The organism is Ruegeria sp. HKCCD4315 (assembly GCF_013112245.1).
Lineage (GTDB): Bacteria > Pseudomonadota > Alphaproteobacteria > Rhodobacterales > Rhodobacteraceae > Ruegeria.
This window is the reverse complement of record NZ_WVRN01000001.1, coordinates 1,699,560-1,719,832: the sequence shown is the minus strand read 5'-3', so window position 1 is coordinate 1,719,832 and position 20,273 is coordinate 1,699,560. Positions and strand designations below refer to the sequence as shown.

General features: G+C 56.7%; 16 protein-coding genes. 9 read left to right on the top strand and 7 right to left on the bottom strand.

Translation table 11 applies throughout. The features are described from left to right. Positions 1–51: 51 nt before the first annotated feature. Positions 52–1,053, bottom strand: a complete 1,002-nt coding sequence (gene gap, locus GS646_RS08645; protein WP_171089803.1) for a type I glyceraldehyde-3-phosphate dehydrogenase — start codon at positions 1,051–1,053, stop codon at positions 52–54. Positions 1,054–1,234: 181 nt separating this feature from the next. On the opposite strand from gap, the gene GS646_RS08640 reads away from it, so the two are divergent. Both GS646_RS08640 and GS646_RS08635 read left to right on the top strand, forming a co-directional pair. Continuing rightward, positions 1,235–2,206 (top strand): DUF808 domain-containing protein, encoded by a 972-nt coding sequence (locus GS646_RS08640; protein ID WP_171089805.1) that lies wholly within the window; start codon positions 1,235–1,237, stop codon positions 2,204–2,206. A gap of 89 nt (positions 2,207–2,295) precedes the next feature. Next, a complete protein-coding gene (locus tag GS646_RS08635) occupies positions 2,296–3,096 on the top strand; it encodes a thioesterase family protein (protein WP_171183021.1) in 801 nt (266 codons plus the stop codon). 49 nt (positions 3,097–3,145) lie between these two features. On the opposite strand, the gene tkt is transcribed toward GS646_RS08635, so the two are convergent. Beyond that, a complete protein-coding gene (tkt, locus tag GS646_RS08630) occupies positions 3,146–5,167 on the bottom strand; it encodes a transketolase (protein ID WP_171183022.1) in 2,022 nt (673 codons plus the stop codon). A 237-nt stretch (positions 5,168–5,404) separates the two neighbouring features. Here tkt and GS646_RS08625 point away from each other — a divergent pair, with 237 nt between their 5' ends. From GS646_RS08625 to GS646_RS08615, 3 genes are read left to right on the top strand one after another with little or no spacing between them, the layout of a single operon-like run. After that, complete coding sequence (locus GS646_RS08625; protein WP_171183024.1) at positions 5,405–6,259, top strand: hypothetical protein; 855 nt, start codon at positions 5,405–5,407, stop codon at positions 6,257–6,259. Further along, positions 6,259–6,651, top strand: a complete 393-nt coding sequence (locus GS646_RS08620; protein WP_171089813.1) for a cell division protein ZapA — start codon at positions 6,259–6,261, stop codon at positions 6,649–6,651. The genes GS646_RS08625 and GS646_RS08620 overlap by 1 nt, the downstream gene beginning before the upstream one ends. Beyond that, positions 6,651–6,998 (top strand): MliC family protein, encoded by a 348-nt coding sequence (locus GS646_RS08615; RefSeq protein ID WP_171183026.1) that lies wholly within the window; start codon positions 6,651–6,653, stop codon positions 6,996–6,998. The genes GS646_RS08620 and GS646_RS08615 overlap by 1 nt, the downstream gene beginning before the upstream one ends. A gap of 6 nt (positions 6,999–7,004) precedes the next feature. Here the strand turns inward: GS646_RS08615 and grxD are convergent, their stop codons facing one another. From grxD to GS646_RS08590, 5 genes are all read right to left on the bottom strand, one after another. Next, the gene (gene grxD / locus GS646_RS08610; RefSeq protein WP_171089818.1) at positions 7,005–7,367 is read right to left on the bottom strand and encodes a Grx4 family monothiol glutaredoxin; all 363 of its coding nucleotides are present in this window, start codon (positions 7,365–7,367) and stop codon (positions 7,005–7,007) included. 249 nt (positions 7,368–7,616) lie between these two features. Further along, positions 7,617–7,853 (bottom strand): BolA/IbaG family iron-sulfur metabolism protein, encoded by a 237-nt coding sequence (locus tag GS646_RS08605; RefSeq protein ID WP_039530494.1) that lies wholly within the window; start codon positions 7,851–7,853, stop codon positions 7,617–7,619. A 145-nt stretch (positions 7,854–7,998) separates the two neighbouring features. After that, entirely contained in the window at positions 7,999–10,158 is a 2,160-nt protein-coding gene (gene purL, locus GS646_RS08600; protein WP_171089819.1) for a phosphoribosylformylglycinamidine synthase subunit PurL, read from the bottom strand. A gap of 179 nt (positions 10,159–10,337) precedes the next feature. Then, on the bottom strand, positions 10,338–12,593 hold the full coding sequence (locus tag GS646_RS08595) for a mechanosensitive ion channel family protein (protein WP_171646895.1): 2,256 nt from the start codon (positions 12,591–12,593) through the stop codon (positions 10,338–10,340). A 281-nt stretch (positions 12,594–12,874) separates the two neighbouring features. Continuing rightward, positions 12,875–13,783: a LysR family transcriptional regulator gene (locus GS646_RS08590; protein ID WP_171089824.1), complete on the bottom strand. Its 909-nt coding sequence runs from the start codon at positions 13,781–13,783 to the stop codon at positions 12,875–12,877. Positions 13,784–13,952: 169 nt separating this feature from the next. Between GS646_RS08590 and GS646_RS08585 the strand changes: the two genes are divergently transcribed. The 4 genes from GS646_RS08585 (at position 13,953) to argC (ending at position 20,270) form a co-directional block, all read left to right on the top strand. Further along, positions 13,953–17,372 (top strand): indolepyruvate ferredoxin oxidoreductase family protein, encoded by a 3,420-nt coding sequence (locus GS646_RS08585; protein ID WP_171646896.1) that lies wholly within the window; start codon positions 13,953–13,955, stop codon positions 17,370–17,372. Positions 17,373–17,450: 78 nt separating this feature from the next. Continuing rightward, entirely contained in the window at positions 17,451–18,329 is an 879-nt protein-coding gene (locus tag GS646_RS08580) for a lysophospholipid acyltransferase family protein (RefSeq protein ID WP_171183032.1), read from the top strand. Between the two features lie 8 nt (positions 18,330–18,337). Then, complete coding sequence (locus GS646_RS08575) at positions 18,338–19,147, top strand: glutamate racemase (RefSeq protein WP_171183034.1); 810 nt, start codon at positions 18,338–18,340, stop codon at positions 19,145–19,147. 94 nt (positions 19,148–19,241) lie between these two features. Then, positions 19,242–20,270 carry an N-acetyl-gamma-glutamyl-phosphate reductase gene (argC, locus tag GS646_RS08570; RefSeq protein WP_171089832.1) on the top strand — a complete coding sequence of 343 codons (1,029 nt, stop codon included), beginning with the start codon at positions 19,242–19,244 and terminating at the stop codon, positions 20,268–20,270. Positions 20,271–20,273: the final 3 nt, after the last annotated feature.

Below are 20,273 nucleotides of genomic sequence, written 5' to 3'. Positions count from 1 at the left end.
CCCGCTCAGATAACCTGAGCGGGCATTAAGGTACAAGCGAAGTCCGAAGGGTCAGTTAAGACGGCCCATCGCAACGGCCACATCGGCCATGCGAACCGAGAAGCCCCATTCGTTGTCATACCAGGCCAGAACACGGACCAGGCGATTGTCGACAACGCGGGTCTGATCCGGTGCGAAGATCGAGCTTTCTTCGGTGTGGTTGAAATCGGTCGAGACCAGCGGTGCGGGTTCAAAACCGAGTACGCGCTGCATCGGGCCTTTGGCGGCTTCTTCGACGATAGCGTTGACTTCCTCGACGGTTACATCGCGCGCGGCACGGAAGGTCAGGTCAACAGCCGAGACATTCGGGGTAGGGACGCGGATCGCGGACCCGTCCAGACGGCCTTTCAGGTTTGGCAGAACTTCGCCCAACGCCTTGGCGGCTCCGGTCGAGGTCGGGATCATCGACATAGCTGCGGCGCGGGCGCGGTAAAGGTCGCTGTGGCGACGATCCAGGGTCGGCTGATCGCCAGTATAGGCGTGGATCGTGGTCATGATGCCGTTTTCGATGCCGATACCTTCGTCCAGAACCTTGGCCAGCGGGGCCAGGCAGTTGGTGGTGCAGGAGCCATTTGAAACCATGTTATCGTTTGCGGTCAGCGTGTTGTGGTTCACGCCGAAGACGATGGTCTTGTCGACATTCTTGCCAGGGGCGGACAACAGAACCTTGCCAGCGCCACGCTCAAGGTGGGTTTTCGCCTTGGTGCCGTCGTTAAACTTGCCGGTGCATTCCAGAACGACGTCGCAGCCTTCCCAGTCCAGCTCGGCCATGTCGTAGGTCGAGAACATCTGCATCGGACCGCGGCCCAGATCCATGGTGTTGCCTTCGATGGAAACCTCGCGGGGGAAACGTCCGTGGATACTGTCATATTTCAGCAGATGCGCCGAGGTTTCCAACGGGCCGGTGGCGTTGACTTTTATCACTTCGATGTCGTTGCGCCCCGAAGCGGCGATGTGCGACAGGGTGCAGCGGCCAATGCGGCCAAAACCATTGATACCGACCTTGATGGTCATGTGACGTCTCCAGATGCGCTTGCTTTGTGGGCCATATAGCGGCGAAATGGGAATCTCAAAAGGGCAAAAACGGCATATTTTTAAGGTGTTAGCGCAAACCTGCGCCGATTGCGCTAACGCTTGCGCTAGCTGAGAGATCAGGTAGGGTCCGGGTGCGGCAGGTGACAGGAAAGGACACGCGATGAGCGGACTGTTGGCCCTTTTGGATGATGTGGCGGGAATTGCCAAAGTGGCGGCGGCTTCGGTCGACGACGTAGTTGCCGCGGCTGGTAAGGCCGGGGCCAAGACTGCCGGGGTGATCATCGACGACGCGGCGGTCACACCGAAATATGTTCAGGGGTTTGCGCCTGCGCGCGAGTTGCCGATCATTTGGCGTATTGCGCGAGGGTCGATTTTCAACAAGATCATCCTGTTGCTGCCGGTGGCACTGTTGCTTGCCAATTTCGCGCCTTGGCTGATCACCCCGTTACTTATGATTGGAGGGTCATATCTTTGTTTTGAGGGGGCCGAGAAGATATTTCACGTCCTGTTCCCCCATGGCAGCCACGCCATCGAACAAGACATGGACGTTCGTGACCCCGGTCATTTGGAGGAACAAAAGGTAAAAGGCGCGATCAAGACGGACTTTATCCTGTCAGCTGAGATCATGACCATTGCTTTGGCAGCGATCGAAGCGCCTAACCTGTGGATGCAGGCCGCGACGCTCGCCGTGGTCGGGATCGGGGTAACGGTCGCAGTTTATGGGTCCGTCGCGCTGATCGTGAAAATGGATGATGTCGGGCTTTATCTGGCGAACAACGCGCCGACACCTATCGGTCGCGGTCTGGGCCGAGGGTTGGTCAAGGCAATGCCCGGCGTAATGAAAACCCTGTCTATTGTCGGAACTGCGGCGATGTTGTGGGTGGGGGGATCGATCGTCATCCACGGGATGGAGGTTCTGGGCTTTGGCTGGTTGGGTCATCACATCCACGATTGGGCATATGCCATTGGACATTCGGCGTCTGAACAATGGGTTGGGGCGGTTGAGTGGATTTCGAAAGCTACAATGGATGGCATTTTCGGTTTGGCATGGGGGCTGGTGTTAATCCCGATAGCGACCAAGGTTATCGGACCAGCGCTGGGTATGTTCTCTGGTTCTGAAGCAAAGCATTGAACCCTTGCCGACAAGTGACGTTAGGTTGCAATGGCGACATGCCGCCAAAAGGTTAGTGTCGCCGAAGGTGCAACAGAACTGGTTTCCTTATGTCCGCTTATTCATTGGTCGATGTTCTTGAGGCGCGAGAGACAATCGACAACCGGCTAAAGTTTCCGGTCCCGGCGAACTGGATGCAGGGCCGCACGACTTTTGGTGGGTTTTCCTCTGCGCTGATGCTGGCTACCATCTTCGAACGGCACGACGGGTTACCGCCGTTGCGGTCCGCATTGATCAATTTCACGGCCCCGATCGGCACCCCGCCAACGATTGGCACCGAAATTCTGCGGCAGGGCCGTAACGTGACGATCATCAACGTTCGAGCCGAAATCGAAGGGAAGGTCGCGGCGCTGGGTACGTTTTCGTTTGGTGTCCCTCAGGACAGCCACGTCGCGTTTGATCATCCTGCGCAACCAGCCCCGAAACCAGAAGAAACCGGCCCCTATTTCCCGCCGGGTTTACCCCGACCACCCATTCCGTTTCTTGAGAATTTCGATGTCAGACTTGTTGACGGTGCTTTGCCGTTTTCAGGAGTAGAGAAAGGGTACTTGCGCCTTTGGGCGCGTCACAGAGATCCGCGGATGTGGAGCCGGTTGGAAGGGTTGATCTCGGTCGCGGATCTGCCGCCGCCTGCGATCTATCCGACCCTCAAGAAACCCGGCCCAAATTCTTCGATGAACTGGATTTTCAATGTGTTGTCAGAAGAAATTGAGACGCGTGAAGGGTGGTTCCTGTTGGAACATCAACTGACAGCTGGGCAAGATGGCTACAGCTCGCAAGTCATGCGTGTGTGGAATACTGACGGTGATCTGATTGTGGACGGGATGCAGTCAGTTATTATTTTCGTCTAACAAAAAAGCCCCGGCAAAAACCGGGGCTTTCTTAACTGAAGTGCTGGGATTAACCCAACAGTTCTTTGACCTTGGCTACGGTCGCTTCTGCGGTGATACCGAAGTGCTTGTAAAGCTCGCCTGCCGGGGCTGATGCGCCAAAGCTCGACATGCCGATGAAGCCGGCCTTGGCTTCGCGGCCACGCTCGCCCAACAACCAACGGTCCCAGCCACCTGCGCGAACAGCGGCTTCGATGCCAACACGGACGGGGCCAGCGGGCAGAACGCGCTTGCGATAGGCTTCGTCCTGTTGCGCGAACAGCTCCATACAGGGCATCGAGACGACGCGGGTGCCGATGCCTTCGGCCTCGAGCATCGCTTTGGCTTCCATGGCCAGCGACACTTCGGACCCGGTGGCGATCAGGATGGCCTGACGCTTGCCCTCGGCTTCGGCCAGAACATAAGCACCTTGTGCAACAAGGTTCTTGGTCTTGTGCTGGGTGCGCACTGTCGGCACACCTTGGCGGGTCAGCGACAGAACCGAGGGGCTGTCCTTGAAGGTCAGCGCCAGTTCCCACGCTTCAGCCGTTTCAACCGTGTCAGCGGGGCGGAACACATAGGTGTTCGGCGTTGCGCGTGAGATGGCCAGATGCTCGACCGGCTGGTGGGTCGGGCCGTCTTCGCCCAGACCGATCGAGTCATGGGTCATCACGAAGACCGACGGGATTTTCATCAGGGCCGCCAAACGCATGGACGGGCGGGCATAGTCGGTGAAGGCCATGAACGTGCCGCCATAGGGGCGGATGCCACCATGCAGTGCCATGCCGTTCATCGCAGCGGCCATGCCGTGTTCGCGAATACCGTAGTGGATGTAGCGCCCTTTGCGGTTTTCCGGCAGGAACACACCCATATCGATCGATTTGGTGTTGTTCGAGCCGGTCAGGTCAGCCGAACCGCCAACGGTTTCGGTCATGATCGGGTTAACGACGTTCAGAACTTTTTCCGACGAAGCGCGGGTAGCCAGCTTTGGTTGATCTTCCGAAACTTGCTTTTTGAAAGAACGAATGGCGCCAGCCAGCTTTTTAGGGGCTTCAAACGCGTAGGCACGATTGAACTCGGCCTGCTTGCGTTCGGAAAGTTGTGCGAAACGCTCTTCCCAGGCTGCTCGTTCTGCAGCACCACGTGCGCCAATGGCTTCCCATGCGGATTTCACGTTTGCAGGCACTTCGAACGCGTCATGAGGCCAGTCATAGGCTTCTTTGGCTGCTTTCAACTGATCCTGATCGGTCAGCGCGCCGTGGCCTTTTGACGTATCCTGTGCTGCATGACCCAGCGCGATGTGGCTTTCACATGCGATCATGGTCGGTTTGCTGGATTTCTTCGCGTCAATAATGGCCGCATCAATGGCTTTTGGATCATGGCCATCGATCTCGATCACATGCCAGCCCGAGGCTGCGAAGCGGCGCACCTGATCGGTGCGGTCGGCAATATCGACGGTGCCGTCGATGGTGATGTTGTTGTTGTCCCAGAAGACGATCAGTTTGCTCAGTTCATGACGACCGGCCAGGGTGATCGCTTCTTGGCTGACGCCTTCCATCAGGCAGCCGTCGCCCGCGATGACGTAGGTGTAGTGATCAACAACCTTCTTGCCGTAATGCGCGCGCTGGATTTCTTCGGCCATGGCAAAGCCCACAGCGTTCGAAATGCCCTGACCCAGCGGGCCGGTGGTGGTCTCGATACCGTCGACCAGGAAGTTTTCAGGGTGGCCTGCCGTTTTTGCGCCCAACTGACGGAAGTTCTTGATCTCTTCCAGTGTCACGTCTGCGTGGCCGGTGAGATACAGCAGCGAGTAAACCAGCATCGAGCCGTGACCAGCCGACAGGATGAACCGGTCGCGGTCGGGCCAGCTTGGGTTTGATGCGTCGAATTTCAGGTGCTTTTCGAACAGTACGGTCGCGACATCGGCCATGCCCATGGGCATACCGGAATGGCCGGAATTGGCGGCAGCGACGGCATCAAGGGTCAGGGTGCGGATGGCCGCAGCTTTGTCCCAGTGTTCGGGGTTGGCATTGCGCAGCGCAGTCAGGTCCACGGGCGTTGTTCCTTTGGGTTTTGAAGCAGATTGCGCGCTCAATACCATTCAATACCCAAAGTGCAAGCGGAACCGGGGTGAATCGGGGTGGGATGCATGAAGAGCGGGGCTCAAGTGGTTGAAAGCAAACAGTGGGTATTTTCTGTCGCATTCCGCTAGACTGTCCTCAGGCGGGATTCGGTTTTGATTCGGATCGCATCGAAACAGAATGAACCTTGATAAAGAGGTGACAGGGGCATGAGCCAGATAGAAGACTTACAGCACCGCATTATTGCTGCGATGGACCGCATCGGCGCGGGTGTCGATGCATTGGGCGCTGCACCCCGGGATATTGCACCGGACGAGGGGCTTCAAACTGCACTTGAGGACGAACGCGTCGCCAACGCGCAGCTTCAGGAACGGCTGAAATCTCTGAAACAACAGCATGAACAGCAAGTTGATGGCTTGCGCGCCGATCTTGAAGAGCTACGCGCTGCCCCGTCTGACAGCGCTGAAACCGACGCACTGCGCGCCGAGCTAGAGGAAGCCCGTGCCAAGATCACTTCGGTGGAAGCGGCACGTGCCGAGCTGGCCGAGGCTAAGGCAGCGTTGGACAACAGCGCGGAGCTGGACTCACTAAAAGCCGAAAACGAAAAGATGCGGGCAGAGTTGGACACATTGGAAGATCCTGAGCCGTTAAAGGCGGAACTGGAACAGCTGCGCGGAATGCTGGATCAGGCCAAGGCGGTTGAGGCGGAAAACAACCGCCTAAAGACCGAGTTGGAAGATACCGTGCGTGTCGATGATCTGAGCGCTGAACTGGAAATGTTGCGTGCTGAACGGGCCAGTCATGGGGCAGCAATGTCTCGTCTGGATGACGATTTGCAGCGCATGCGCAAAGCGAATGAACAATTGCGCAGCGCCGTTGACGAATTGCGTGCAGCGGCCACTGAGGGTTTGACAGACGCGGAACTCTTGAACCGCGCAACAGTCGCCGAACTAGAGGCCACGCGCGCGGCGCAAGCCTCGGACGCGGCTGAAGCGCAGGCTGTTCTGGCGCGGCTGGAACCTCTGCTGTCGCAGGCGAAACTTGTAGAAGGTGAGGTAGAGTAATGCCTGAAGTGACCATTAATATCGGCGGTCGCGGCTTTGACGTTTCGTGCCGGGACGGAGAAGAACCTTTTCTGCATTCCGCAGCCAAGATGCTGGATGATGAAGCCCAGGTTTTGTCCGATCAGATCGGCAGGATGCCTGAATCCCGGATGCTTCTGATGGCGGGTCTCATGCTGGCTGACAAAACAGCGGCGACAGAAGACAAGGTGAAATCGCTTGAGGCCAAGCTGGCCGAGGCTGAGGCTGAACTTCAGGGCCTCAGGAACGCTCCGCCACCAGAGCCGGAGCGGGTCGAAGTGGCGGTGGTTCCACCCTCTGTCACTGACACACTGGCGGAGCTGGCAGCACGGGCGGAAGCCCTTGCAGCTGTCGTCGAGGAGAAGAAAGCATAATGACTTTGTTGCGAAACGCGCTGTTCGCTGCTGCGCTGGCTTTGCCTGCAACATCTGCAATGGCAGAGATTGACATATTGTCCGTCACATTCACCTGCGAGAACGGCATACCTTTGCCTGTGACTTACTTCAACGCGCCAGATGGTTCGGGTGCGGCGGCAACAATGGTGGATAATACTCTGGTCGCAATGCGCCAGGTGGAAAGCGGATCAGGCATCCGGTACGAATCCACCGGCGATGAGGGCACTTATATCCTGCGCTCTAAAGGCTGGAACGCGTCGATCAGCTATTTGGCGGCAGGCGCCGCCAATGAGCAGACGATCTATCAGGACTGTTCCAGCCGGTAATTTGGCTTAAGCGTTTGCTTCACGAATTTTGTCGGCTGCATCTTTGTTGTAGCCGACACCGTTTTCGTCAAACAGTGTGTCCAGTTCACCCGACAAGGTCATTTCAGTGATGATGTCGCAACCGCCAACGAATTCGCCTTTGACATAAAGCTGCGGCACGGTCGGCCAATCCGAATAATCCTTGATACCCTGACGGATTTCTTCGTCTGCCAGAACGTTCACGTCGGCATAGTCGACGCCCATGTAGTTCAGTACGCCCGCCACACGGGATGAGAAGCCGCACTGGGGCATCTCTTTGGTGCCTTTCATATACAGCACCACGTCATTGGCTTTGACGGTTTCATCGATCTGGGTCTTCACATCGGTCATTTCGCGTTTCCTTTGCTCTTCGGCATTATTGCTTTGGCGTAGTTTTGTGGGTCTTTGGGGATATGGGTCTGCGCCGAGCCAATTGCACCGTCATGTGATGAGTAAGATGAGTGGAGAAGGTGGTTTCCACGTCCAGGTGACGATCCTCGGTTTGTATTGCGCCCAGTCTTTGAATGGTTCAACGCTATCAGTGCGATGAGCACGACAAAGACGGAAACCGCAATCAAAATAACGATCGCGTGCTCCATATCACTCCGGCACTTTGGTGGTCAGCGCCAGCGCGTGCAGTTCTCCATCCGGGCCGTCCATTTTGCCTTTCAGGGCCGCGTAGACAGCGCGTTGCTGTTGAACGCGGTTCTTGCCGCGAAAGCTTTCGTCCACGACCATGGCGGACATGTGCACGCCATCGCTGCCGCCAACCTGAATTTCCGCGTTGGGAAAGCTCTCGCGCAGCAGGGTTTCAATCTCGTGGGCGCTCATCGGCATGTAGGTTCACTCCTGAAAGTCTTTCCCAAGATGTAGAGCGATGGGGCGGGGCGTGCAAGATGGCACGTGTCGACAAACTCGGCAAATCCTACGCGCGGTTAGACGCATAGGATTTCCGCGTTTGAGACGAGCTGAAGCCTGTATTTTAGGCCACAGCCGCGGCAAAGCTGGTGCGGAAGGTGTCCGTCAGCTCGGCAAGCGGAGCCTCGGAGCCACCGACTTTCACGCTATCACCGGTGAAGCGCCCAACCGAGACCAGCGGAACACCGGCCTGACCGGCAGCAATCATCAGTGCCTCGGCCTGGTCGAAGTTGCAGGCGACCAGATAGCGGGCCTGATCTTCGCCAAACAGGAATTCGGTCGGGGCCTCGTCCAGGTGAACACCAACGCCAGCCGCTTCGGCCAATTCAAAGGCGGCCAGTGCAAGACCGCCATCGCCAAGGTCGGTACACGCTTTGACCATCTCGCGGTTGGCGCGAATGAAGTCACCGTTGCGCTTTTCAGCATCCAGATCGACATGCGGCGCATCGCCGTCTTCTCGGTTGAACACTTCTGCAAGCAGGGCGGATTGACCAAGATGGCCTTTGGTTTCACCAATGATCAGCGCGACGTGGCCTTCGCGAACCTCGTTGCCGATGATCTCGTCCGAATGGGACAACAGGCCAACCGCACCGATGGTCGGTGTTGGAAGGATCGCTTGACCGTCGGTCTCGTTGTACAGCGACACGTTGCCCGAAACGATAGGCATATCCAACGCGCCGACGGCAGCACCGATGCCCTGAATGGCGCCAACAAACTGGCCCATGATCTCGGGTTTTTCAGGGTTGCCGAAGTTCAGGTTATCGGTGGTGGCCAGCGGTTTGGCCCCAACAGCGGTCAGGTTGCGATAGGCTTCGGCCACAGCTTGTTTGCCGCCTTCAACCGGGTTGGCGCGCACATAGCGTGGGGTCACGTCACTGGTGAAGGCCAGCACCTTGTCGGTTCCATGGACGCGCACCATGCCTGCGCCCAGACCCGGTGTGCGGGCGCTGTCCGCCATGACCATGGTGTCGTATTGTTCGTACACCCACTGCTTGCCCGCGTAGTTGGGCGAAGAGAGCAGGGCGCGCAGCCCGTCAATAGGGTCGATCTGAGGGACTTCGGCCAGTTCTTCGGCCTCGGGCGTCGGTTCCCATGGACGGTCATATTCCGGCGCGGTCGAAGACAGTTTGGACAGAACCAGATCGGCTTTCACCGCGCCATTGTGCATGATCAGAAAGCGGTCTTCGGCAATGGTCTCACCGACTATGGCAAAGTCCAGATCCCATTTCTCGAACACGGCGCGGGCCTCAGCCTCAAGTTCGGGCTTGAGAACCATCAGCATGCGTTCCTGAGATTCCGACAGCATCATCTCATAGGCTGTCATATTCTCTTCACGCTGAGGCACGTTTTCCAGATCAAGACGTACGCCCAAGCCACCCTTGTCGCCCATTTCAACAGCGGAGCAGGTCAGGCCAGCGGCACCCATATCCTGGATTGAGATCACGGCACCGGTCTGCATCAGTTCCAGCGTCGCTTCCATCAGGCGCTTTTCCGTGAAGGGGTCGCCGACCTGCACGGTGGGGCGTTTTTCTTCGATGGTGTCGTCAAACTCGGCAGACGCCATGGTCGCACCGCCGACGCCGTCACGGCCGGTTTTTGCGCCCAAATAAACGACCGGCATGCCCACGCCGGAGGCGGCCGAGTAGAAAATCTTGTCGCTGTCGGCCAGACCTGCCGCGAATGCGTTCACAAGGCAGTTGCCGTTATAGGCCGGGTGGAAACGGACTTCACCGCCCACGCATGGCACGCCGAAGCAGTTGCCATAACCGCCAATGCCTTCGACCACGCCATTCACCAGCTGGCGGGTTTTGTGGTGGCCAGGTTCACCAAAGGACAGAGCGTTCATCGAGGCGATGGGACGCGCGCCCATGGTGAATACGTCGCGCAGGATACCTCCGACACCGGTCGCGGCACCTTGGTAAGGTTCGATATAAGACGGGTGGTTGTGGCTTTCCATCTTGAAAACCACGGCCTGACCGTCGCCTATGTCGACTACACCAGCGTTTTCACCCGGGCCACAGATCACCTGAGGGCCTGAAGTAGGCAGGGTGCGCAGCCATTTCTTGGACGACTTGTAGGAACAATGCTCGTTCCACATGGCCGAGAAGATACCCAGTTCGGTAAAGGTCGGTTCACGCCCAATGATCTCGAGGATCATGTCGTATTCCTCGGGCTTGAGCCCATGTGCAGCAATCAGATCGGGTGTGATGGCGGGCTCTTGCATCTTCTGTCCTGTGTCCAAATGGGCCGAGATTGCGCGCCTTTTAGGGCAAGCGGGCGCGTGTGGAAAGGGTCAAGACGGCGCAGGGTGCGTCTTTCAAAGAAAAACGGAACCGACAGTAGGGTCGGTTCCGTAAAAGGCGCTCAATAGTAAGCGCAAATCTCTGGCGTAACCGGTGCGGGTTACGCTGAACCTTGATCTTTGTTGAGCTCGGCCGCAGCTGCGGCACCTACAGCCGCCTTCTGCTCGGGGGACAGGTTCTCGGCCTCGTCCAGACCCGGGATCGCAACGCGCACCTCGCGGCGGGCAAAGTCGATGCCGTTTTCCTTGAAGGCGGCCTTGACGCGGTTGAAGATCTCTTTGCGCAGGGTGAACTGCTTGCCGGGCTTTGCCATGAACTTGCCCCGGATGATCATGCCGACATCGTCAAAGTCGAAGACACCCTGAGATTTGAAGGGCTGAAGGAAACCATCCTTGTGGGTTTCGTCCTCCATCATCTCGGCACCGATCTTTTTGAAGATCTTCTTGACCTTGTTGGGGTCAGTGTCGAACGGCACGGTGAACTTCAGCTTCATGATCACCCAGTCGCGGCTGAAATTGGTCAGTTTCTGAATCTCACCATAGGGAATGGTGTGAACGGGACCGCGGTGGTGACGCAGTTGCATCGACCGGATCGAGATTTTCTCGACCGTGCCCATCGTGCCTCCAACATCCACATACTCACCCACGCGGAAGGCGTCGTCGATCAGGAAGAAAATACCGCCAACAATGTCGGCAACAAGTTTCTGCGCGCCAAAACCGATGGCCAGACCCAGAACACCGGCACCCGCCAGCAGAGGCGTGATGTTGATGCCCAAAGCGCCCAAAGCCAAAAGGCCGAAGATGACCGCAATGGTGATCTGAGCGGTGATCCGTAGAAGCGGCAGCACTGTTGCCAGACGCGATCCACCAGCGCCGCCACCTTCGCCGCCGGCTTCTTCATCCAGCGCTTCTGCCGCTGTTTGTTCACGCGCCAGACGCCTGTTGATGTAGAGCGACACGAACTCGTTCAGAATATAACCGACAGCGATGATCAGCAGGAACTCGATCACGGCGCCACCCACTTCGGCGCTGACTCCGGCCGAGGCGACATTGCGTAGATCCAGCTGCCAAGCCCTTGCAATCATGAAGACCACAAACAGACCAGCCACAACGCGCCCGATACGGATATAGCTGCGCTTGGCAGATCTGTAGGCCCGTTCGGCCAGCGGGCCTTCACCAGACATCGGAGGTTGCAAGTGACGCACCAACCCGCGGATGAGCGTGTCGAGCGCGGGCGCGATCAGCAACCAGAACATCGTCGCGAAATGCGCGCCGCCGACAAGCAGTCTGAGCGTTGCGGGATTTCGCTGGGCAACCAGAAACTCGACCAGCAGCCAAATGACCACCGAAACCCCGATTGCGAAGTAGGGGTAGTACCGGGCCACTTCCTCGTCGAACTTGGTGTAATCGGGGTCTGTTCCCAGCATCATCTGCGACAACCCTTCGCGGGCGGTCCAGGCGATCCAACCGATATAGATATGGATAGCCGCGTTGAGCCAGAACCCGATCCGTGTCTCGTCACCCGAAACGCCGTTCAGCGCGTTGAAGCGCAGGATGAACAACGTAAAGCCAATCAGGACCAAAAGTCCGATCAGGTTGCGATGAAGGTATTTTGCCCAGTGGTCGTTGATATTGACCAACCGATACTGTGGTTTCTGCGGGGCCAGCACGAACCGAGAAACCGCCGCGCCCAGGCGCGGAACCCAGATCAGGTAGAAGACAAATGGAGCAGCATAAGTGATCTGTTCAGGTGTCAGTAGACCGCGACCAACTGCGCGTATGACGACGTAGAAAACGATCAACCCGGCAATTTCTCGGCAAAAGCGGCTGAAAAGGTAGCGCGCGGCGCCCCAAAGATCCGCTTCGTCCGCCACCTCGGTTGTTTTGTGCCAACGGCGGGTGAACAGGCCGAACAGCTTTTCAGCGATATACCCAACTACCAGGACCGAAAGGATAAGCCCCAGTAGGGTAAAGACCCCGGTTGTTCCAAATGTACCAGAAAAATTGCTGAACGCAGTTATCTGGGCTGTGACGATATTTGGCATCGTCGTCATAACATGAGTCCAGGATGAAACCATTTCGGCCCAGATCTCATTGATCTCGGTCAGAGGATCTTCCTGTTTCTCTTTTTCTTCGGCTTGTTTCTTGGCGACGGCATCCAGACGTTCAAGCAGGATGGCGCGCACCTGATCGTCAGACATGCGTGCGACCAGGTCGTCAACTTGTTCTGGGGTCAGATTTTCAGGGATAGAAACTGAGGATGCCGAACCGGACGAGGCGGTGTCCTGTGCAAAAGCTGGTAAAGAAAGAAAGAAAACGGAAACCAGCGCCAAACAGAGGCGGAGTGGATTAAGCATGGATTTGTTGCCCTCGATCACGAGATTTTTGGTTGTTTTTCCGTATCATATGAAAAATTGAGCCGGTTTCCCAGAAGATTTCGCGTTATGAAACGGGGAAATTGCGACGGCGCAAAAAAAAGGCCGAGCTATAAGCTCGGCCGTAGTCCAACAGGGAGGTATGAAGATGATGAGCGTTTCAGCATCACCACCTTCGAGTGCTCATTTAGGGGTCAGTTTGTGAACGTTCAAGGAATTTAACTCTGTAAAGACCTCATGTCCGATATGCTATGAGCGCATAGCTAGAGTTTTCCCATCTGTTTCAGTTGCTTGCGCTGTGCAATGATCTCGTCCTGAACAAAATCTCGGAACGCACCAACGCGTTTGGAATGTCTGAGTTCTTCGGGATAGGCCAGATAAACAGGAACATCAGCGGTTTCGATGTCAGACAAGACAGGGACCAGATGCGGAAAGTCCTGGGTCACATAGTCCGGCAGAACGCCAATGCCCAAATTGTGCAGAACCCCTTGCAGGACACCGAAATAGTTGTTCACGGTCAGCAATGAGCCGGGATTATAAGTCATCAGGTGACGTACCATGGCGGCACTTGCACCGACCTGCGGTGCCGCAGGGGTCTGGCAGATCAAGCGGTGATCTTTGATTTCCTCAAGCGATTTCAGCATTCCGCCATGGGTCTCGATATAGTCCTGAGTCGCGTACAGCATCATTTGCACTGTCATCAGGCGCTTGCGAACCAGATCGGCCTGGCTGGGCTCTTTCATTCGAATGGCAACATCTGCCTCGCGCATGGGCAGGTCCAGAACCCTCTCTTCCAGCATCAGATCGATATTGAGGTCGGGATACTCCTCGTACAATTTTGGCAGGCGCGGGGCCAGCCAGAGTGTGCCGAAACCAAAGGTCGTTGTGACCCGCAGGACGCCAAAAACCTCTTCCTCACTGTCCCGAATACGCGCGGCTGCTGCATCAAGACGTTTTGACATGGCTGACGTGGCATCGAACAGCAATTCACCCTGTTCGGTGAGAATCAGCCCTCGGGCGTGACGGTGGAAAAGGGTAGAATCCAGCGATTCTTCCAGGGCACGGATCTGCCGGCTCACGGCAGATTGAGACAGATTGAGCTTGTCACCCGCATGGGTGAGGCTGCCTGCATCGGCTACCGCGTGAAATATTCTAAGCTTGTCCCAATCCATCGCCGCAACTTTCGTTATCCATTTGAACGCCTATATGAAAGAGGTGACAAGTTCCACATTCAAAGGGCGAAATCGTTACTTATCAGTGGATAAATCCTATGCAGGTCAGAAATTATGACCTAAAATGCACCGAAATAAAGCACACTGATCTGACGAGGGGAGACGTCTGATGAGTCAGCCACAGATAACATTGAACGACCGGTTCGATCTTGAGAAAAATCCCGTTCTGTTGAACGGAACTCAGGCGCTTGTTCGGTTGATGCTGATGCAAAAAGCCAGAGATCGGCAGGCGGGCCTGAATACGGCGGGTCTTGTAACCGGGTATCGGGGGTCACCCCTTGGCGCGGTTGATCAGCAAATGATGCGCGCTCAAAAGCCGCTGGCCGAAAACGATGTGACGTTTCAGTTCGGCTTAAACGAAGATCTCGCCGCGACCGCCCTGTGGGGCAGTCAGCAAGCAGGGTTGCGGGGCGACGGCAAGTTCGACGGGGTTTTCGGACTTTGGTACGGCAAAGGTCCAGGGGTTGATCGATCCGGTGACGTTATGCGTCACGCGAACATGGCCGGTACGGCCAAGCACGGCGGCGTCCTTATGGCCATGGGCGATGATCACACCGGCGAAAGCTCGACCGTTCTGCACCAGTCAGAATGGTCTCTGGTCGATATGTATATGCCGATTGTCAGCCCCGCTGGCGTTCAGGAAATTCTGGACTACGGCATATACGGCTTTGCTCTTAGTCGTTTTGCTGGCGTTTGGGTTGGCTTGAAAACGATGAAAGACACGATCGAGGTCACATCGGTTGTGGACGGTAGCCCTGACCGAATGCAGGTTGTTTTGCCCGAGTTCGACATGCCGGACGGCGGGTTGAATATTCGTTTGGGCGATACCCCGCATCTGCAGGAAACGCGTGTCATCGACTACAAGAGGTTCGCGGCCGAAACGTTTTCCCATGCCAATAAGCTCGACAAGCGGATGTGGGGCAAGCCGGGGGCCAAGATCGGATTCGTCGCAGCGGGCAAGAATTGGTTGGACCTATCCCATGCTCTGTCGCTTTTGAATATCGACGAGTCCGAAGCTGAACGGCTGGGGATCACCACTTACAAAGTTGGGCAGACCTTCCCGCTGGATATGGCCGGGTTCCATGACTGGGCCGAAGGGCTGGACTTGATTGTGATCGTCGAGGAAAAGCGCAAGCTGATCGAAGTTCAGGTCAAGGAGGCCATCTTTGACGACCGGCGCGGCCGCAGAGTTTATGGCTGGTACAAAGGTGGGGCGGGGACGCTGCACCGGGAAGAACTATTCCCCACGCGTGGCGCGCTTGATCCGATCATGATCGCCGAAAAACTGGGTGAAATCCTGATCGAAGAGGGGCGCGAAACTGAAGGCATCAACGCCGGGCTTGCATCCTTGTCCGAAGCTCGCCGGGCCGACAACGCGCAGGAAATCGCGACACGACTTCCGTATTTTTGTTCGGGCTGCCCGCACAACAGTTCCACCAAAGTGCCCGATGGCAGCCGCGCCTATGCCGGTATCGGCTGTCACTATATGGTTCAGTGGATGGACCGCGAGACGACAGGTTTCACCCAAATGGGCGGAGAAGGCGCGAACTGGATTGGTGAAGCTCCGTTTTCGACCACCAATCACGTGTTCCAGAACCTGGGCGACGGCACTTATAACCATTCGGGCGTTCAGGCGATCCGGGCGGCGTTGTCTGCAGGAACGAACATCACCTTCAAAATCCTGTTCAACGACGCGGTCGCCATGACCGGCGGGCAGGACAACGAAGGCGACCTGACTGCAGAAAGGATCGTTGCCGAGGTCAAGGCGATGGGCGTCCGCGAGGTCGCTTTGGTCTATGACGAAAAGGAAGACGTAAACTTCAAGGCGCTGCCTGCAAGCGTTCAGACATATGAGCGCGCGGATCTTATGCAGGTGCAGGAGAAATTCCGCGAGATCGAAGGCGTCTCGGTCATTGTCTACGTTCAGACCTGCGCGGCTGAAAAACGTCGCCGTCGCAAGCGAGGCACATTCCCGGACCCGGACAAACGTGTGTTCATCAACACCGATGTTTGCGAAGGCTGTGGCGATTGTGGGGTGCAGTCGAACTGCGTATCGATCGTGCCGAAACAAACTGAACTGGGCCGTAAGCGAGCCATTGATCAGTCAAGCTGCAACAAGGACTTTTCCTGCCTGAACGGGTTCTGTCCCTCGTTCGTGACGCTTGAGGGCGCGAAAATCCGTAAAGAGGCAACGACCGAGATCGATCTGCCGGATTTGCCGATGCCGGAGCTTCCCGCGATCAAGGGAACGCATAACGTGGTAATCACGGGTGTTGGTGGTACAGGCGTCGTCACCCTTGGTGCAATTCTTGCTCAGGCCGCGCAGATCGATGGCAAAGGCGCGGGCATGATGGAAATGGCGGGCTTGGCACAGAAAGGTGGCGCGGTTCATATCCACTGCCGTCTGGCCAACCGCCCCGAAGATATCAGCGCGATCCGCGTTGCCACCGGTGAAGCCCACGCGCTGATCGGCGGCGATTTGGTGGTTTCCGCCGGGGCGAAGACCTTGGGCCTGACGCGCACAGGACGTACTGGTGCAGTCGTGAACAGCCATGAAACGGTCACTGGCGACTTCACACGCAATACGGAGTTTCGCATTCCAGCCGATCAGCTGGAGCTGGCCTTGCAGGCGCGGCTGAAAGAAGATGTCTCGCTTTTTGACGCGACCGATCTGGCGCGTGCCGTGATGGGGGATTCGATCTACTCCAACATGATGATCTTTGGCGCGACATGGCAGCGAGGGTTGTTGCCGGTTAGCCATCAGGCGATCTTTGACGCCATCGAGTTGAACGGAACGGCGGTCGAACGAAACAAGCGTGCGTTTGACATCGGTCGTTGGGCGGTGCTGCATCCGGATGAGGTACAGTCCGTACTGTCCCCAACCGTGGCCGAGATGCCCAAAACGCTGGACCAGATCATCGAGTTCCGTGCGCAGCACCTGACCGAATACCAAAGCGCCCGGTTGGCGAAACGGTATCGTAAGTTGGTTGACAGCGTTGAGGACGCTGAGGTGCGCGAAGCAGTCGCAAAGGGCTATCACAAGCTTCTGTCATACAAGGATGAATACGAGGTTGCGCGCCTTTTGCTGACCAGTCGGGAAAAGGCGGCGGCCGAGTTTGATGGCGATTTTAAGATGACCTTCCATTTGGCACCGCCGATTTTCGGAGGATCGGGCAGTAACGGCAGGCCCAAGAAGCGCGCATTCAGCGAATCTGTCATGGGTCCGTTGAAGCTGCTGACCAAGTTGAAGGCCCTGCGCGGCACGCCGTTCGATGTTTTCGGATATTCGTCCGAACGCAAGATGGAGCGTGCTTTGATCCGGCAGTACGAAAAAGACATGCGCGAAGTGCTGCCTTTATTGTCGCAGGACACGCGTGATGCGATCTCTGCGTTGGCTCGACTGCCGCTGGATATCCGTGGTTTCGGACCTGTTTTGCAGGAAAACGAGGCCAAAGCAGCCAAGCGGCGCGAGGAGTTGCTGGCATCGATCCGAAGCGGTGGGCCTGAGTTGAAGGCTGCGGCGGAGTAACTCGTCACAACCCTGTCACGATGGCTAGGCAAAATTGTTACTTGCACTTATTTTGCAGGCAACAAACCGGAGACCCAAATGCCTTCTCGTCGTCATGCTGTTCGTGACATCTCTTATGCCCATTCCGCTGAAACCAAAGGCGGGCGAATGGTCATCAAACTTATGGAGAATACCACGGGTCGAATGCGCCTGATCAAACGCGCGGATGGATACGAGAAAGACGTTGCCAACGGGCGCGACTTTTGGGCCGTTATGGTCGAACGCTATGGTCTGACATTGGATGTTGTGGGCGGATCTCTTGCGAACATTCCGGCAGATGGCCCCCTGATCCTGATTGCCAATCATCCCTATGGCATTCTGGATGGCCTAATGATGGGGCACATTCTGTCGGAGACACGCGGAGATTTCCGCATTTTGGCGCATCGGGTGTTCCGCAAGGCCGAGGATCTGAACCGCATCATTCTGCCTATTTCGTTTGATGAAACGAAGGAAGCGATGAAGCTGAATTTGGAGACGCGCAAAACGGCTCTCAACTATCTGGGCGAGGGCGGGGCGATTGGTATTTTCCCCGGAGGCACGGTCAGCACCGGCGTCAAGCCGTTTGCCCATCCTATGGATCCGGGTTGGCGCGGCTTTACCGCTCGGATGGTGGCAAAGTCCAATGCCACCGTGGTGCCGGTTTTCTTTGATGGGCACACGTCGCGCCTGTTCCAGATCGCAAGCCATTTGCACAACACGCTGCGCATGGGCTTGCTGATCAAAGAATTCAAAAAGCGCGTGGATACGCCTGTCAAAGTGGTGATCGGAGAGCCTATAGGGCGCGACGTTCTGGATCCATTGGGTAAGGATACGCGCAAGATGATGGATTTCCTGCGCAAAGCCACGTATGAGCTGTCTCCAGAGCCGTTGGAGTCATATGACTACGGCTATGAATTTGAGGAACGGCATCGCGCCTGAAGGGGCAAATGGCAGTAGGTATCTTTGATTCCGGTTTGGGCGGTCTGACCGTCCTGAACGCCGCGCAGCAACGGCTGCCCGACGTGGATTTCCTGTATTTTGCGGACAGTGCACATGCACCTTACGGTGTGCGTGATGCCGAGGATATTTATCAGCTGACCCGTAAGGCCGTGCACGCACTGTGGGATCGCGGGTGCAATCTGGTGATTCTGGCCTGCAACACCGCAAGCGCTGCCGCCTTGCGCCGGATGCAGGAAGAAGGCGTGCCCGACGGCAAGCGGGTGCTGGGCGTCTTTGTTCCCTTGATCGAAGCGCTGACCGAGCGGCAATGGGGGGACAACTCTCCACCACGCGAAGTGGCTGTCAAGCACGTGGCGTTGTTCGCCACGCCTGCCACTGTGTCCAGCCGGGCCTTTCAACGGGAACTGGCATTCCGCGCAATCGGTGTGGATGTCGAGGCGCAGGCCTGTGGCGGCGTGGTCGATGCTATTGAAGATGGCGACATGATCCTGGCGGAGGCTCTGGTTCGTAGCCATGTGGATGCTTTGAAACGAAAAATGCCCGAGCCGCAGGCCGCGATTTTAGGCTGCACACACTATCCGTTGATGGCCGAGACCTTTCAGGCCGCCTTGGGTTCAGATGTTCAGGTCTTTAGCCAAGGGGATCTGGTGGCCGAAAGCCTGGCCGATTATCTGCAACGCCACCCCAATATGTTGGGTGATGGCGCAGGTGGCTACCTGACCACGGGCAAGCCGGGTTTTGTCAGTGATCGTGCAACGCAATTCCTCCGACGACAAATCTCGTTCGAGGCGGCCTGATTTAGGTCAAGGACGCACTTCCCCGAATTTTCTAATTCAAAGACCGTCACATCGGCGGTCGTGATATGTGACACATGCAAAGAAGAGGTCTGACATGACCCACAAAATCGCAATTCTGGGCGCTTCTGGGTACACCGGCGCTGAACTGGTGCGGCTGATCGCCGAGCACCCGAACATGGACATTGTTGCTTTGGCTGCCGAACGGAAGGCGGGCATGAGCATGGCGCAGGTGTTTCCGCATCTGCGGCACATGGACTTGCCGGATCTGTGCAAGATTTCCGAGATCGATTTCTCCAATGTTGATCTGTGTTTCTGCGCTTTGCCGCACAAAACTAGCCAAGAGGTGATCCGGGACCTGCCGAAAGACTTGAAGATCATTGATTTGTCAGCGGATTTCCGGCTGCAGGACCCGGATGAGTATGAGAAGTGGTATGGCAACCCGCACAGCGCTTTGGAACAGCAGGAAGAAGCCGTTTATGGTCTAACCGAGTTCTATCGGGATGAAATCAGGTCAGCGCGCTTGGTCGCTGGTACAGGCTGCAACGCGGCGACAGGGCAGTATGTGCTGCGTCCGTTGATCTCTGCCGGTGTCATTGATCTGGATGATATTGTGCTGGATCTGAAATGCGCCGTGTCGGGCGCTGGCCGGTCGCTGAAGGAAAACTTGCTGCACGCTGAGCTTAGTGAAGGTGCCAATGCTTACGCAGTCGGTGGCACGCACCGGCATCTGGGCGAATTTGATCAGGAATTCTCGAAGCTTGCAGGTCGCACTGTGCATGTACAGTTCACGCCGCATCTGATACCGGCAAACCGGGGAATTCTGGCAACGACCTATGTAAAGGGTGATCCGCAAAGCGTCTATGAAACGCTGGCAAAGACTTATGCAGACGAGCCCTTTATCCAGATGCTGCCTATGGGAGAGGCACCTTCGACCCATCACGTCAGAGGGTCGAACTTCTGTCATATCGGAGTGGTCGCGGACAGAATCGAACGTCGCGCAATCGTGATTGCCGCGCTGGATAACCTGACAAAAGGTAGCAGTGGCCAAGCCTTGCAGAACGCCAACCTGATGTTAGGTGAGGATGAAACTTTGGGCCTGATGATGGCCCCTCTATTCCCGTGAGGA